Origin of the sequence: Micromonospora sp. CA-248089 (assembly GCF_050948515.1) — a bacterium.
Classification (GTDB): Bacteria; Actinomycetota; Actinomycetes; order Mycobacteriales; family Micromonosporaceae; genus Micromonospora.
Map to the genome: position 1 here is coordinate 1498482 of NZ_CP192016.1, position 15253 is coordinate 1513734.

Here is a 15253-nt window from a genome sequence, read left to right on the forward strand (position 1 = left end):
CACCTTGATCGGCCGGGAGCACACTGCGAGCACTCGCACGAGCATCGCCTCGAGGAGGTGTGCAGTGGCCACGACGCCCGCGCCGACCGCCGAGCAGCCGATGGACGACGACGCCCGACGACTCGCCGAACTCGGCTACAAACAGGAGCTGCGCCGCAAGTGGAGCGGCTTCTCCAACTTCGCGATCTCGTTCTCCATCATCTCGATCCTGGCCGGCTGCTTCACCACGTTCGGCCAGGCGTGGAACAACGGCGGCCCGGTGGCGATCTCCTGGGGCTGGCCGCTGATCTCGCTGTTCATCCTGATCATCGGCTTCTGCCTGGCCGAGCTGGTGTCGGCGTACCCGACGGCCGGCGGGATCTACTGGTGGGCGGCGACCATGGGCCGGCCGGTGCACGGGTGGTTCACCGGCTGGCTCAACCTGATCGGGCTGGTGGCGGTGACCGCGTCGGTCGACTACGGCTGCGCCACCTTCCTCAACCTGACGCTGTCGGCGCTGTTCGACGGCTGGGCCGGCACCGGGCACCAGACGTTCGGGCTGTTCGTGGTGATCCTCGCGCTGCACGGCCTGATCAACATCTACGGGCATCGCATCATCGACGTACTCCAGAACGTCTCGGTCTGGTGGCACGTGGCAGGCGCGGCCGCCGTGGTGCTGATCCTGGTCCTGGTCCCGGACAACCACCAGAGCTTCCAGTTCGTCTTCACCGAGCGGTTCAACAACTCGGGCTTCGGCGACGGTGACACCGGCGGGCTGGCGTTCTGGTTCTACGTGCTGCCGCTGGGCTTCCTGCTCACGCAGTACACGATCACCGGCTTCGACGCCTGCGCGCACGTCTCCGAGGAGACCCGGGGCGCCTCCAAGGCCGCCGCGCAGGGGCTGTGGCGGTCGATCTTCTACTCCGCGGTGGGCGGCTGGATCCTGCTGCTGGCGTTCCTGTTCGCGGCCACCGACGTGGACGCCATAAACGAGGCGGGCGGCTTCTCCGGGGCGATCTTCGAGAGCGCGCTGACGCCGTTCTTCTTCAAGGCCGTCATCATCATCTCCACCATCGGGCAGTTCTTCTGCGGCATGAGCTGCGTGACGTCGATGTCGCGGATGGCGTACGCGTTCAGCCGGGACCGCGCGGTGCCGGGCTGGCGGCTGTGGTCGAAGGTCAACCGCAACGGCACGCCGGTCAACGCCATCATCGGCGCGACGCTCGCCGGGCTGGTGCTCACGCTGCCCGCGCTCTACCAGCGCGGTGGCATCCCGGTCGCGTTCTACGCGGTGGTGTCGGTGGCGGTGATCGGGCTCTACCTGTCCTTCATCATCCCGATCTTCCTGCGGCTGCGGATGGGCGACCGGTTCACCCCGGGGCCGTGGACGCTCGGCCGGCGCTACAAGCTGCTCGGCTGGATCGCGGTGGTCGAGATCGCTGTCATCTCGATCTACTTCGTGTTGCCGATCGTCCCTGCCGGTGTACCAGGCAACCCCGACTTCAGCTGGACGGCGGTGAACTACGCGCCGATCGCCGTGGGCGGGGTGCTGCTCGGCGTCGGCATCTGGTGGTACGCCTCGGCCCGCAAGTGGTTCACCGGCCCGCGCCGCACCGTCGACCAGCCGGAACCGGAGCCGGAGCCCGTCGAACCGTCGTAGCTGTCGGTGGGTACTGCCATGATCCGCCGATGGAGACGGAAACGGTGGTACGCGCGCTGTGGGATCGCATGCAGGCCCGGGACTGGACCGGAGTCGGCGATCTGCTGGCCGACGACGTGGTGGTCGAGTGGCCGGTCAGCGCGGAACGGATCGTGGGCCGCGACAACTACGTGAAGATCAACGCCGAGTACCCGGAGGGCTGGTCGATCCGGGTACTGCGGGTGGTGGCATCTGGCGACACGGTGGTGTCCGAGGTGGAGGTGCCGCACGAGGAGATGGGCGTGCACCGGGTCGCGTCGTTCTGGACCGTGCGCGACGGGAGGATCGTCGACGGCCGCGAGTACTGGACGAGCCTCGGTGCGGACCCGTCCCCGCAGTGGCGAGCGGCCTGGGTCCAGCCGATGTGACGCGTCAGCGTCGGCACCTCGGATCGCGGCGAGTCAGTCGCGATCCGTGGAGGCGTTCGCGCGGGCTTCCAACCGCCGGAACTCCGGCGAGCTGACCGTACGCAACGTCACCGCGATCACCAGGGCACACAGCGCTGCCCCGCCCCAGAAGACCGCTCTGACGTCGATCAGTTCCGCGGTGAAGCCGGCGAGCAGAGCCCCGAGCGGCATCGATCCCCAGCTGGTCAGGCGACTCACCCCGCTGTAGCGCCCCATCATCGCGTCGGGGACGACGCGCGCGCGCAGTGAGCTGTAGGTGACGTTCCAGGCGCCGCTGCCGGCGCCGCCCAGGAGGGTGGTCACGGCGATCAGCGGGGGTGACGAGGAGATCGCCGGTGCCGCCAGCAGCACGGCGAAACAGGCCATCGACGCGGTGAGGACGACCGGCCTTCCCAGCCGGCGGGTGAGCGCCGGCGCGACACTGGCGCCCAGCACGCCGCCCACTCCCAGGGCGCCGATCAGCAGTCCGTACTCCGAGCGGCTGAGGTCCAGCGGTCCGGGCGCGACCGCATAGACGGCGATGACCGACATCCACGCCGCCCAGCAGCCACTCGCCGCGCCGGCTACCAGCAGCAGCGTCCGCAATACCCGCTCCCGCCACACGTACCGGACGCCCTCCCGGATGTCGGCGCGAAGGCCGGACGCGCTCGGCGTCGAGCCGGGGTGGCGGTTGCTGCGATAGGGACCAGTCATGAGCGCCAAGGCGAGCAGCGCCGCGGCGTAGCCGGCGCCTCCGGCGCCGAGCGCGACGGCCAGCCCGGCGGCAGCCAGCAGCCCGCCCAGAGGAGGCCCGATGAACTCGTTGGCGACGGTCTCGGTCGCGGTCAACTTGGCGTACGCGGACTCCATGCGGTTTCGGGGGACGACCATCGGCACCACCGACATCCGGGTGGTGTCGGTGAACACCTCGGCGATGCCGAGTGCCAGTGCTCCCGCGTACAGGCCGGCCAGCGGCAGCGCGTCCGCGAGGAAGCCGGCGACGAGCACGGCCAGGATCAGGGAGCGTACGACGGTCGAGGCCATGATCAGGCGTCGGCGGTCGACCCGGTCGGCGAGGACGCCGGCGGGCAGCGAGAACAACAGCCAGGACAGGGTGTTGGCCAGAGTGATGCCGGCGACCAGCGCGGGGGAGTCCGTCATCGACACGGCCACCAGGGGCAGGGTCAGCTTGACGACGCCGTCGGCCAGGTTGGTGATCCCGACACCGGCCCACAACGCCCTGAAGTTCCGCGCGCCCACGGTCCGCGGTCCGGTCGACTGAATGACGCTCTGCATGGCCGGCAGCTTGAGGTGTCGCGCGGTGCCACCCTAGAGTTTCGACTGGAGGCGAAACGTGGCGGTGTTCCTGGTCGACGCAGAAGTGATGGCGCAGGCACGTTTCGGCACGTCACAACTCACCGAGACGTTGGGGGCGCTCAACATCCTGCGCCGAGGTCAGCCGCTTCCGTGGCACCGGGCCTGGCGGGACCAGCACGCCGACGCATTCCACGGTTTCCTTGACGACGACCCGGTGACCGCGGCCATCGTGGCGCACGCCATGTCGTCCTCCTGGATGGCCGACTTCATGACGGTGCCTCCCGCCCGTCCGAACATGACGCTCGACGACGAGATCGTGGCGCTGGAATCGCTGCCGGACGAGCGGATCCGCGCGGATCTGGCCCGCGTACGCTCCCCGCTGCCCCCCGAGTTGCGCGGTCCAGGGTTGGCGGGCCGGGCTGCTGCTCTGCTGCGCTGGGTCTGGCACCACACGATCGAGGCGGACTGGCCGCGCCGGCAATCGGTACTGCGCGCCGACGTGGTGTCCCGGATCTCCCGCCTGGGCAGGGACGGATGGGCCGGAGTCATCGACGACATGCGGCCGGGCATGTGCTGGCTCGGCGACGGCCGGTTGCAGGTCGAGGAACGGCCCTACCCGCCGTGCGACGTACGGGGCGGGGAGCTGACCTTCTTCGCGGCCCACTGCCGGGGAGGCTGGGTCTCCTGGAGGTTGCCCGACCGGTTCGGGATCGTCTATCCGGTGACGGGGATCTTCGCCGGGGCGCCTCTCGGCACGCCGGATCCTCTGCGGCGTCTGCTCGGTGACGCACGGAGCCGGATCCTGGTGCAGGCGGCCGAACCGATCAGCACCACCGCATTGGTCGCCGCGACCGAACTGCCACTGGGCACTGTCGGGGGTCACCTGCGCGTGCTGACGGAGGCCGGCCTGCTTCAGAAGCGCCGGTCGGGCCGCGAGGTCTTCTACTGGTGGACCGACGCGGCCCGGGCGCTCGTGGCCGGTGCCTCATCGTTCTGACGTGAACCGATCCCGGGCCGCGCTGTCCGCGTACCTCTGGGGTCAGATCGTGGGGCGGCGGTGGGTGAGCGGGAAGCGCAGGATGCGGTCGTCGCCGGCCGCCGGGGTGCCGCGGCCGTCGCGGTTGCTGGTCGCCACCCAGAGCGCGCCGTCCGGCGCGACCTCGACGGTACGCAGGCGGCCGTACGTGCCGGCCAGCTCCGGCACCGGTACGCCGACGTGGCCGGCGGCGTCGACGGGCACCGCCCAGAGCCGCGCGCCGCGCAGCGCGGCGACGTAGAGCGTGCCCCTGGTGAACGCGGCGCCGCTCGGGGACGCCTGGGCGGGCGGCCACACGACGACCGGGTCGCGGAACCGGGGATCACCGGCGACGCCCTCGACGAGCGGCCAGCCGTAGTTGCCCCCGGGCACGATCCGGTTCACCTCGTCCCAGGTGCTCTGCCCGAACTCGGTGGCGAACAGCCGGCCGTGCCGGTCCCAGGCGAGGCCCTGCACGTTGCGGTGGCCGTAGCTGTAGACGAGCGAGCCGGGGAACGGGTTGCCCGCCGGCACCCCGCCGTCCGGGCGGATGCGCAGGATCTTGCCGTTGCGGCTGGTCAGATCCTGCGCGCGGGTGGCCACCCCGGCGTCGCCGATCCCGGCGTAGAGCATGCCGTCGGGGCCGAACGCGATCCGCCCGCCGGCGTGCACCGAGCTGCGGGCGATGCCGCTGACCAGCACCCGGGGCGCGCGGGCCGAGCCGAGGCGGAACCGGACGATGCGGATGTCGGTCGCCGTGGTGTAGGCGGCGTAGACCCACCGGTCCCGGCGGTACGTGGGGGAGACCGCCAGCCCGAGCAGGCCCGTCTCCCCACCGGCGGCCACGTCGGCGATCCGGGCCACCTGCCGGGCCGGGCGTCCCGGGCGTACGCGCAGGATCGTGCCCCGGTCCCGCTGCGCGACCAGGGCGCTGCCGTCGGGCAGGAAGTCCAGCCCCCACGGCGCCTCCAGCCCGGTCGCGACGACGCGGGGACGGGTCAGGTCGTAGCCGGACCAGCCGGCACGCCCGTCGAAGCCGCGCAGGTCGAGCGCGACCGGGCGCTGTCGTGCGTCGGCGGGGACCGGCCGGTCCGGGCCGTCCGCGGGGCGCTGCCCGGTGGGCCGGTTGCCCGCGTGGGCGTCGGTGGCGGCCAGCACGATCGCGAGGACGGCGGCGACGACCGCGACGGTACGACGGCGCATCTGCGCTCCTCGGTTTCGCCACCGGCCTCGCCGGGGCATTGACGGTGATCCGGTTTGCCAGTAGACCTTGGTGATGGAGGCCCCTGATGAAGCAAACGCCGCTCTCGCTGGAACAGTTGCGGGTCGCCGTCGCCGAGGGTGAGATCGACACGGTGGTGCTCGCCCTCACCGACATGCAGGGCCGACTGCAGGGCAAGCGGTTCCACGCGCCCTACTTCCTCGACCAGGTGGTCGCGCACGGCAGCGAGGGCTGCAACTACCTGCTCGCCGTGGACGTCGACATGAACACCGTCGACGGGTACGCGATGTCGAGCTGGGAACGCGGCTACGGCGACTTCGCCATGCGCCCCGACCTGGACACGCTGCGCCGGATGCCGTGGCAGCCCGGGTCCGCGCTGCTGCTGGCCGACCTCGAGTGGCTGGACGGCTCCGGCCCGGTGGTCGCCTCACCCCGGCAGATCCTGCGCAGGCAGCTCGCCCGGCTGGCCGCGCACGGGCTGACCGCGTACGCGGGCACCGAGCTGGAGTTCGTGCTCTACCGCGACTCGTACGAGGAGGCGTGGCGGCGCGGCTACCGCGACCTGACGCCGGCCAACCAGTACAACGTGGACTACTCGCTGCTCGGCACCGCCCGGGTCGAGCCGCTGCTGCGCCGCATCCGCACCGAGATGGCCGGCGCCGGGCTCACCCCGGAGAGCGCGAAGGGCGAGTGCAACCTCGGCCAGCACGAGATCGCCTTCCGGTACGACGAGGCGGTGCGCTGCGCCGACCACCATGTCATCTACAAGAACGGCGCGAAGGAGATCGCCGCCCAGGAGGGCATGGCGATCACGTTCATGGCCAAGCCGAACGAGCGGGAAGGCAACTCCTGCCACATCCACTTCTCGCTGCGCGACTCCTCCGGCTCGTCGGCGATGCTGGGGGACGGGCCGGCGCATCTGAGCGTCACCGGGCAGCGGGTGCTGGCCGGGCTGCTCGCCACCATGCGCGAGTTCAGCCTGTTCTTCGCCCCGAACATCAACTCCTACAAGCGCTACCAGCCCGGCTCGTTCGCCCCGACCGCGCTGCGCTGGGGCACCGACAACCGCACCTGCGCGCTGCGGCTGGTCGGGCACGGGCAGGGGATGCGGGTGGAGAACCGGGTGCCGGGAGCCGACGTCAACCCGTACCTGGCGATCGCCGCGCTGGTGGCCGGGGCGGTGCACGGCATCGAGAACGAGCTGGAGCTGGCGGACGAGTGTACCGGCAACGCGTACGACGACCCGGACGCCGAGCGGGTGCCCACCACGCTGCGGGACGCGCTGGACCTGTGGCAGCGCTCCGAGGTGGCCCGGGAGGCGTTCGGCGACGAGGTGGCCGACCACTACGCCAACCAGGCGAAGGTAGAGCTGAGCGCCTTCGACGCCGCGGTGACCGACTGGGAGCTGGTACGTGGCTTCGAACGCCTCTGACCCCACCCCCAGTTTCCCCGCCGATCTTGCACTTGCGGCCCCCGGTCGGGGTGTCGTGCGGCTTTTGCCGGGGCAGCAACTGCAAGATCGGCGGGGAGAAGGGGAGGGGTGCGCGTGGGTGAGGTGATTTCGCCTGTCGACGGGGTCGGGATCGGGGTTGTTCCGGGGTGCTCCGTTGACGACGTGGACGCTGCTGTCTCGCGGGCTTCTGCGGCGTTCGAGACGTGGCGTCGGGTGGCGCCGGGGGATCGGGGGCGGCTGCTGCGGCGGTTCGCGGCCCAGGTCGACGCGCATCTGGAGGAGCTGGCGCTCCTCGAGGTACGCAACGCCGGGCACACCATCGGCAACGCGCGCTGGGAGGCGAGCAACGTCCGCGACGTGCTCGACTACTACGCGGGCGCGCCGGAACGGCTGACCGGCCACCAGATCCCGGTGCCCGGCGGGCTCGACGTCACCTTCCACGAGCCGCTGGGCGTGGTCGGCGTGATCGTGCCGTGGAACTTCCCCATGCCGATCGCCGGCTGGGGATTCGCCCCGGCGCTGGCCGCCGGCAACACGGTGGTGCTGAAGCCGGCCGAGCTGACCCCGCTGACCGCGTTGCGCCTGGCCGAACTGGCCCGCGACGCCGGCCTGCCCGAGGGTGTCTTCACCGTGCTGCCCGGCCAGGGCAGCGTGGTCGGCGAACGGTTCGTCACCCACCCGGCGGTCCGCAAGATCTGCTTCACCGGCTCGACCGAGGTCGGCACGCGGATCATGGCCGGCTGTGCGGCCCAGGTGAAACGGGTGACGCTGGAGCTGGGCGGCAAGTCGGCGAACATCGTCTTCGCCGACGCGGACCTGGAGAAGGCGGCGGCCACCGCGCCGTACGCGGTCTTCGACAACGCCGGCCAGGACTGCTGCGCCCGCTCCCGGATCCTGGTCCAGCGCCGGGTGTACGACCGTTTCCTGGAACTGTTCGAACCGGCCGTACGGGCGGTGCGGGTGGAGGACCCGGCCCGGGACACGGCCGAGATGGGCCCGCTGATCTCCGCCGCGCACCGGGACCGGGTCGCCGGGTACGTCGACGGCGCGGACGTCGCCTTCACCGGCTCGTGCCCAGACGGCCCCGGCTTCTGGTACGCCCCGACGGTGCTGCTCGCCGGCTCCCCGGCGGATCGGCACTGGCGGGAGGAGGTCTTCGGCCCCGTCGTCTCGGTGCTGCCGTTCGACGACGAGGCGGACGCGATCCGGCTCGCCAACGACACCGAGTACGGCCTCTCCGGCTCGATCTGGACCCGGGACGTGGGCCGCGCGGTGCGGGTGGCGCGCGCTGTCGAGGCCGGCAACCTCAGCGTCAACTCGCACTCCTCGGTGCGCTACTGGACCCCGTTCGGCGGGATGAAACGCTCCGGCCTGGGCCGGGAGCTGGGTCCGGACGCGCTGCACGCCTTCACCGACGTCAAGAACGTGTTCATCGGCACCGAGGAGTGATCACAGTGCAGGGACGGCTTTCCGACCGGGTGGCGGTCGTGACCGGCGCCGGCAGCGGCATCGGGCTGGCCACCGTACGGCGTTTCGCCGCCGAGGGCGCGCGGGTGGTGTGCGTGGACATCGACGCCGACGCCGGCACCCGGGCCGCGCAGGAGGTGGACGGCGAGTTCGTGGCCGCCGACGTCGCGGACGAGGCGGCCGTACGCGACCTGTTCGACGGGGTGGTGCGGCGGCACGGCCGGGTGGATGTGTCGTTCCACAACGCCGGCATCTCGCCGCCGGACGACGACTCCATCCTGGAGACCGGCCTGGACGCCTGGGAACGGGTGCTGCGGGTGAACACCACGAGCGTCTACCTGTGCTGCAAGTACGTCATCCCGCACATGCGCCGGCAGGGCAAGGGCTCGATCATCAACACCGCCTCGTTCGTGGCGCTGATGGGCGCGGCGACGTCGCAGATCGCGTACACGGCGAGCAAGGGCGGGGTGCTGGCGATGACCCGGGAGCTGGGCGTGCAGTTCGCCCGCGAGGGCATCCGGGTGAACGCGCTGTGCCCCGGGCCGGTGGCGACGCCGCTGCTGCTGGAGTTGTTCGCCAAGGACCCGGAGCGGGCGGCCCGGCGGCTGGTGCATGTGCCGATGGGCCGGTTCGGCGATCCCACCGAGATCGCCGCCGCGGTGGCGTTCCTCGCCAGCGACGACGCGTCGTTCATGACCGCCGCGCAGTTCGTCGTCGACGGCGGCATCACCGGTGCCTACGTGACACCCCTGTGAGCGCGAGGAGTGAGCCGATCTTGCGAGCCCCGCAGTCGCGAACCGGGCCGGCACAGTGAGGCCGGTCATCGGCATCACCGCGTACGTCGAGCCGGCCGGCTGGGCGGTGTGGCGGGACGTGCCGGCGACGCTCGTGCCGCACGCGTACGTCCGTTCGGTCACCGCGGCGGGCGGCCGGGCCGTGGTGCTGCCCCCGGACGACGCCGACGCGGACGTGCTGGGGCTGCTGGACGGGCTGCTGCTTGCCGGCGGCGCGGACGTCGGCCCGGAGCGGTACGGCGAGCCGCCGGACCCGCGTACCGAGAGCCGGCCGGAGCGCGACGCCGGGGAGGCGACGCTGCTGACCGCCGCGCTCGCCGCCGACCTGCCGGTGCTGGGCGTGTGCCGGGGGATGCAACTGCTCGCCGTGGCGTACGGCGGGTTGCTGCACCAGCACCTGCCGGACGTGGTCGGGCACGACGGGCACCGTCCCGCGCCGGGCGTGTACGGCTCGCATCCGGTGCGCTTCGCCGCCGGTAGCCGGGCCGCCGAGGTGATGGCCGGGGTGGACCGGGTCAACTCGTACCACCATCAGGCGGTGGCCGACCCCGGCGGCCTCGCGGTCACCGGCTGGGCCGACGACGGGGTGATCGAGGCGGTGGAGGATCCGGTGCGGCGCTTCGTGCTCGGCGTGCAGTGGCATCCGGAGAACGAGACCGACCCGCGGCCGGTGGCCGCGCTGGTCCGGGCCGCGATGTCGGCTAGATCACACACCCGCGTTTCGTAGGTGGGGGAGAGGCCGAATCGGTGGTCCCGCCGACCAGCGAGGACCGCCCGAGTCGCCCCTGACCGTCGGTTACGCCAGGATGAGGAGGAGGTAACCAGCGTCGAACGGTGCGGGTGCGTTACGTTGCTCGTCCGTCGGGGTAGTACGCGGGGACGGTCGGCGGAGAATCGCCGGCCGTCATGATCATGGCCGGAGCGGGAGGCTGCATGAGCTCGGCCCACGGGGGCGGGGAGGACGGTCGTTCGTCCCCCGCGGCCGGCGAGGCGTCACTACCGCCGCTGCTCGCCGCGGCGTTCGCCGCCGGCGGTGAGATGGGTGGCCGGCTGCGCGCCTTCGACTGGTCCACCACCGCCCTCGGCAGCCCGGACCGCTGGCCCGCGGCGCTCTGCCACGCGGTGAGCACCATGCTGTCGTCCCGCGCCCAGATGGTGGTGTTCTGGGGCGAAGACCATCTGGCCTTCTACAACGACGCCTACCGGCCGACCATCGGCGACAAGCACCCCGCCGTGATCGGCCAGGCCGCACGCCGGCACTGGGCCGAGACCTGGGACGTGCTCGGCCCGCTGCTCGACGCCGTGCGCCGCACCGGCGTGCCGTACCGGGGTGAGAACCACCCCTTCGTGATCAACCGGCACGGGTTCCTGGAGGACGTCTACTTCGACGTCTCGTACGACCCGATCCGCGACGCCGACGGCACCGTCAGCGGGATCTTCTGCTTCGTCAACGAGACCACCGGCCGGGTGCTCGGCGAACGCCGGCTGCGTGTCCTCGCCGAGCTGGGCAACGAGCTGGGCGACGTACCCGGCATGCTCGAACTGGGCCGGGCTGTCACCCGGGTGCTCGACGCCCACCGCGCCGACGTGCCGTTCAGCGCGGTCTGGTTCTCCGACGAGACCGGGTCGCTGGTACCGGCCGGCTGTTCGGGCGTGGACCCGGACACCGTCGCCGGCCCGCCGCCCGGGCTGCCCGACGACGAGCCGCTGACCGCGCCGCGCTGGATCGCCACCGCCGACCTGCCCGGCGCGGTGCCGCCGGACGCCGCCGACCAGGCGCTCCTGCTGCCGCTGACCGCCACGAACGAGCCGGCCGGCGTGCTGCTGCTCGGAGTGTCCCGGCGGCTGCCGTTCGCCGACGACTACCGCGACTTCGTCGACCTGGTCGCCGCGCAGGTGTCCCGGGCGGTGGGCAAGCAGCGGGCGTACGAGCAGGAACGCGCCCGCGCCGCCGAGCTGGCCGCGCTGGACCGCGCCAAGACCAGCTTCTTCGCCAACGTCAGCCACGAGTTCCGTACCCCGCTCACGCTGGTCCTCGGGCCGCTGGAGGAGATGCTCGCCGACCGGGAACTGCCCGAGCGGTACCTCGACCGGCTCACCGTCATGCACCGCAACGGGCTGCGCCTGCTCAAGCTGGTCAACACGGTGCTCGACTTCTCCCGGCTGGAGTCCGGCCGGCTGGCCGCCCGCTACCAGCCCACCGACCTGTCCGACTACACCTCCCGGCTGGCCAGCACGTTCCGCTCGGCCATCGAGCGCGCCGGGCTGCGCCTGGTGGTGGACTGCCCGCCGCTGCCCGCGCCGGTCTACGTCGACCGGGACATGTGGGAGAAGATCGTCCTCAACCTGGTGTCCAACGCGGTCAAGTTCACCTTCGACGGCGAGATCCGGGTCCGGGTCCGCGCGGCCGACGGCGCCGCCGTCCTGGAGGTGACAGACACCGGCGTCGGCATCGCGCCGGAGGAGCTGCCGCAGGTCTTCGAGCGGTTCCACCGGGTCGCCGGTGCCCGCTCGCGGACCCACGAGGGCACCGGGATCGGGCTCGCCCTGGTCCGCGAGCTGGTTGAGATGCACGGCGGCACGGTGACCGCGCACAGCGTCGTCGACCGGGGCACCACGTTCACCGTGACCATGCCCTTCGGGTACGCGCACCTGCCCGCCGACCGGGTGGCCGCCCTGTCCCCGGTGCCGCTGAGCGAATCGGAGCAGGCCCGCCTCTACGTCGCCGAGACGGCGCTCTGGACCGACGAGGTGGCCCGTCCGACCGGGCTGCCGGAGCCGTCCGGCTCGCCCGGCGGTTCCGGCCGCATCCTGTTCGCCGACGACAACCCCGACCTGCGCGAGCACGTCGTCCGGCTGCTCTCCCCGGCGTACGAGGTGGTGGCCGTGCCGGACGGCGTGGAGGCGCTGCGGCTGGCCGTGGAGACCCCGTTCGACCTGGTGCTGACCGACGTGATGATGCCCCGGCTGGACGGCTTCGGGCTGGTCGCCGCGCTGCGCGCCGAACCGGCCACCCGGCACGTGCCGATCGTGCTGCTCTCGGCGCGGGCCGGTGCCGCCGAGGAGGTCGCCGGCCTGTCCACCGGCGCGGACGACTACCTGACCAAGCCCTTCTCCAGCCAGGAGCTGGTGGCGCGGGTGCGGGCCAACGTCGAACTGGGCCAGTTGCGCGGGCAGATCATCCGCCGGCTGCGGGCGCTCGCCGACGCGGCCGTGGAGATCAACACCGCCCGGTCCACCGCGGAGGTGGCGCGGGTGGCGGCCCGGCACGCGCTGCGCCTGGCCGAGGCCGGACGGGTCCGGGTCTCCGCCACCGGGGCCCGCCACGAGGAGGACGCCGGTGGTGACCTGCCCGCCGAGCCGACAGTCGTGCTGCCGCTCACCGGCACGTCCGGCGAGCAGCTCGGCGAGCTGCGGGTGTGGCGCCGCGAGGGGGGCGGCACCGAGGAGGCGGCGCTGGCCCAACTGGCCCGGCTGATCGGCGTACGGCTGGAGAACGCCCAGCTCTACGAGGCCGAACACCACATCGCGACCACGCTTCAGCACAGCCTGCTGCCGCGTACGCTGCCGCAGTTGCCCGGCGCGGTGGTGGCCAGCCGCTACCTGCCCGGCAGCGCCGACGTGGAGGTCGGCGGCGACTGGTACGACGTGACGGCCACCGCCGACGACGACCTGGTGCTGGTCATCGGCGACGTGGTGGGCAAGGGCGTGCGGGCCGCCGCGGCGATGGGCCAGCTCCGCAACGCGCTGCGGGCGTACGTCATGGAGGGCTACGACCCGGGCGAGGCGCTGACCCGGCTCAACCGGCTGGTCCACTCCGCCGGCAGCGGCTCCTTCGCCACAGTGGTCTGCCTCGGCTTCTCCCCGCGCACCGGCCGCATCCGGTACGCCAGCGCGGGTCATCCCTCACCCCTGCTGATCCGAGGAGACGACGTGGCGTTCCTGCACGATCGGGCCCTCGGACCGCCGATCGGGGCGATTCCCGGCGCCGTCTACCCGGCCGCCGAAGGCGAGCTCGCCCCGGGCAACCGGCTCCTGCTCTACACCGACGGCCTGATCGAGGACCGGTCCGCGGGCATCGACGCCGGGCTGGGCCAGTTGCGGGCCGACGCGACGGCGCGCGCCGCGCACGTTGCGGACCTGGTCGACGCGGTCATGGCGCGGGTGGCCGAGCGGTCCCGGCACGACGACGTGGCGGTGCTCGCGCTGGAGGCGGCCGAGTTGAACCGCTTCGCGTTGCGCCTGCCCGCCGACCCGACCCGGCTCAGCGTGCTGCGCAAGCGGCTGGAGGACTTCCTCGTCGCCCACCAGGTCGGCGAGACCGACCTGTTCGACCTGACCGTGGCGGTCTCCGAGGCGGCGGCGAACGCGATCGAGCATCCGGTCGACCCGGTGGATCCGACGATCGAGGTCGAGGTGACGATCGCCGACCGGACGGTCACCGCGACCGTCCGGGACAGCGGACGCTGGCGGGAGTCGAGCGGGTCGAGCTTCCGGGGGCGCGGGCTGGCGCTGATCCAGGCGCTGGGGGAGATGGACGTGACGCGTACCGAGGCGGGCACCGAGTTGACGCTGCGCCGCCGGCTGACCGACCGGGACTGAGGCTGTTTGCCGCGTAAAGCGGGATCAAATGCGGCGAAGTCCCTAGGATCGCCTCATGGGGCGTGAGCCGTTCCGTCCTTCCCACGGCAGCGGGAACGACCCGGTAGGTGCGGCGTGGACGGCGATTCGCCGTACCGGCCGGGACACTGTGCGGGATCGGCTGCGGCGGGTGCGGTTGAGCCTGCTCGTGGCGGTGCAGTGCGGGGTGGCCGCCGCAGTCGCGTGGTGGGTCGCGAAGGACCTGATCCACAACCCGCAACCGCTGTTCGCGCCCGCCGTCGCGGTCGGCACCATCGCCAGTTCGGTGAGCCAGCGCTTCCGCCGTACGCTGCTGCTGGTCGCCGGCGTGGCGGTGGGCATCATGCTGGGCGACCTGCTGGTCTCCTGGGTCGGGCAGGGATACGTCCAGATCGGCGTCATCGTCGCCGCCGCGATCCTCGTCGCCGTCCTGCTCAGCGACGAGGGCGCGTTCGTCACCCAGGTCGGCGGCAGCGCGATGGTGATCGCCGTGCTGTTCCCGGCCCGGACCGACATCGCGCTGCCCCGCTTCCTCGACGGCGTCGTCGGTGGGGCGGTCGGCATCCTGGTCGCGGTCGTGGTGCTGCCCCTGAACCCGATCTACCGGATCCGGCGGGCCGGCCGGCCCCTGCTCAACCAGATGGCCGCCGGGCTGGACCGCCTGGCCGACGCGGCCCTGGCCCGGGACGCCGAGCTGGCCCGTCAGGTCCTCGACACCCTGCGCCGGCTCGACACCTCGGACGTGGAGACCGCGCTGTCGGCAGCCGACGAGGTCGTCCGCATCTCGCCGCTACGGTGGCACAACCAGAGCGCGCTGCAGGGGTGGCGGCACGGCGCCATCCTCATGATCCGGTCCCTGCTGCACAGCCGCGACGTCGCGCTCAACCTCGAACGCGCGATCCGTGACGACGAGCCCGTTCCGCCGTCGCTCGCCGAGGCCGTGCGGTGCCTGGCCGAGGCCGCGCGCACCGTCGCTGCGGGCTGGTCCCCGTCCACCGACCGGCCCTCCCGATCCCAGCGGGCCGCGATGTCGGCCCTCCGCCTCGCTCAGGAGGCGTTGCGCAGCGGTCTGCGCGTCAGCGGCATCAACGTGGCGAACGAACTCACCATCATCGCGGTGAACACGATCCGGGCGAGCGGGGTGCGCAAGCGCGACGCCGAGTCGCTGCGTCGTGATCTCGCCCCGGACACCGCGGGGGAGACGGGAGGGCGGCACCCCGCGTCGGATCGCGGGCGGCCGGAACCGGGGCCGGGCCTGTCGCCCGGGATGGGAGAGGCCTCCTAGCCGGAGGGCGCCCGAG

At 72.4% G+C, this 15253-nt stretch carries 11 protein-coding genes; 9 read left to right on the forward strand and 2 right to left on the reverse strand.

The genetic code is table 11. The annotated features are described in order from the left end of the window. Positions 1-64: 64 nt before the first annotated feature. A complete protein-coding gene (locus tag ACQP26_RS07385) occupies positions 65-1639 on the forward strand; it encodes an amino acid permease (RefSeq protein ID WP_433495285.1) in 1575 nt (524 codons plus the stop codon). A 29-nt stretch (positions 1640-1668) separates the two neighbouring features. Continuing rightward, positions 1669-2046: a nuclear transport factor 2 family protein gene (locus ACQP26_RS07390; protein WP_433495286.1), complete on the forward strand. Its 378-nt coding sequence runs from the start codon at positions 1669-1671 to the stop codon at positions 2044-2046. 33 nt (positions 2047-2079) lie between these two features. On the opposite strand, the gene ACQP26_RS07395 is transcribed toward ACQP26_RS07390, so the two are convergent. Further along, positions 2080-3360 (reverse strand): MFS transporter, encoded by a 1281-nt coding sequence (locus ACQP26_RS07395; RefSeq protein ID WP_433495287.1) that lies wholly within the window; start codon positions 3358-3360, stop codon positions 2080-2082. Positions 3361-3448: 88 nt separating this feature from the next. Between ACQP26_RS07395 and ACQP26_RS07400 the strand changes: the two genes are divergently transcribed. After that, positions 3449-4378 carry an ArsR/SmtB family transcription factor gene (locus ACQP26_RS07400; RefSeq protein ID WP_433495288.1) on the forward strand — a complete coding sequence of 310 codons (930 nt, stop codon included), beginning with the start codon at positions 3449-3451 and terminating at the stop codon, positions 4376-4378. Between the two features lie 42 nt (positions 4379-4420). Here the strand turns inward: ACQP26_RS07400 and ACQP26_RS07405 are convergent, their stop codons facing one another. Further along, positions 4421-5599, reverse strand: a complete 1179-nt coding sequence (locus ACQP26_RS07405) for a PQQ-dependent sugar dehydrogenase (RefSeq protein ID WP_433495289.1) — start codon at positions 5597-5599, stop codon at positions 4421-4423. 86 nt (positions 5600-5685) lie between these two features. Between ACQP26_RS07405 and ACQP26_RS07410 the strand changes: the two genes are divergently transcribed. The 6 genes from ACQP26_RS07410 to ACQP26_RS07435 all read left to right on the forward strand — a co-directional run bounded on the left by ACQP26_RS07410 (position 5686) and on the right by ACQP26_RS07435 (position 15237). After that, complete coding sequence (locus ACQP26_RS07410; protein ID WP_433495290.1) at positions 5686-7050, forward strand: glutamine synthetase family protein; 1365 nt, start codon at positions 5686-5688, stop codon at positions 7048-7050. A gap of 114 nt (positions 7051-7164) precedes the next feature. Then, positions 7165-8520 (forward strand): aldehyde dehydrogenase family protein, encoded by a 1356-nt coding sequence (locus ACQP26_RS07415; protein ID WP_281578728.1) that lies wholly within the window; start codon positions 7165-7167, stop codon positions 8518-8520. A 5-nt stretch (positions 8521-8525) separates the two neighbouring features. After that, on the forward strand, positions 8526-9293 hold the full coding sequence (locus tag ACQP26_RS07420; protein WP_433495291.1) for a 3-oxoacyl-ACP reductase: 768 nt from the start codon (positions 8526-8528) through the stop codon (positions 9291-9293). Between the two features lie 55 nt (positions 9294-9348). Continuing rightward, complete coding sequence (locus ACQP26_RS07425) at positions 9349-10059, forward strand: gamma-glutamyl-gamma-aminobutyrate hydrolase family protein (protein ID WP_433495292.1); 711 nt, start codon at positions 9349-9351, stop codon at positions 10057-10059. Between the two features lie 206 nt (positions 10060-10265). Continuing rightward, positions 10266-13934: a SpoIIE family protein phosphatase gene (locus tag ACQP26_RS07430; protein WP_433495293.1), complete on the forward strand. Its 3669-nt coding sequence runs from the start codon at positions 10266-10268 to the stop codon at positions 13932-13934. 55 nt (positions 13935-13989) lie between these two features. Continuing rightward, positions 13990-15237: an FUSC family protein gene (locus tag ACQP26_RS07435; RefSeq protein ID WP_433495294.1), complete on the forward strand. Its 1248-nt coding sequence runs from the start codon at positions 13990-13992 to the stop codon at positions 15235-15237. The last annotated feature ends 16 nt before the right edge of the window (positions 15238-15253 follow it).

What these genes read in the sequence shown, in the direction of transcription:
- ACQP26_RS07390 (WP_433495286.1), top strand. Translation starts at nt 1,669, where the DNA reads ATGGAGACGGAAACGGTGGTACGCGCGCTGTGGGATCGCATGCAGGCC.
- ACQP26_RS07395 (WP_433495287.1), bottom strand. Translation starts at nt 3,360, where the DNA reads ATGCAGAGCGTCATTCAGTCGACCGGACCGCGGACCGTGGGCGCGCGG.
- ACQP26_RS07400 (WP_433495288.1), top strand. Translation starts at nt 3,449, where the DNA reads ATGGCGCAGGCACGTTTCGGCACGTCACAACTCACCGAGACGTTGGGG.
- ACQP26_RS07405 (WP_433495289.1), bottom strand. Translation starts at nt 5,599, where the DNA reads ATGCGCCGTCGTACCGTCGCGGTCGTCGCCGCCGTCCTCGCGATCGTG.
- ACQP26_RS07410 (WP_433495290.1), top strand. Translation starts at nt 5,686, where the DNA reads ATGAAGCAAACGCCGCTCTCGCTGGAACAGTTGCGGGTCGCCGTCGCC.
- ACQP26_RS07430 (WP_433495293.1), top strand. Translation starts at nt 10,266, where the DNA reads ATGAGCTCGGCCCACGGGGGCGGGGAGGACGGTCGTTCGTCCCCCGCG.
- ACQP26_RS07435 (WP_433495294.1), top strand. Translation starts at nt 13,990, where the DNA reads ATGGGGCGTGAGCCGTTCCGTCCTTCCCACGGCAGCGGGAACGACCCG.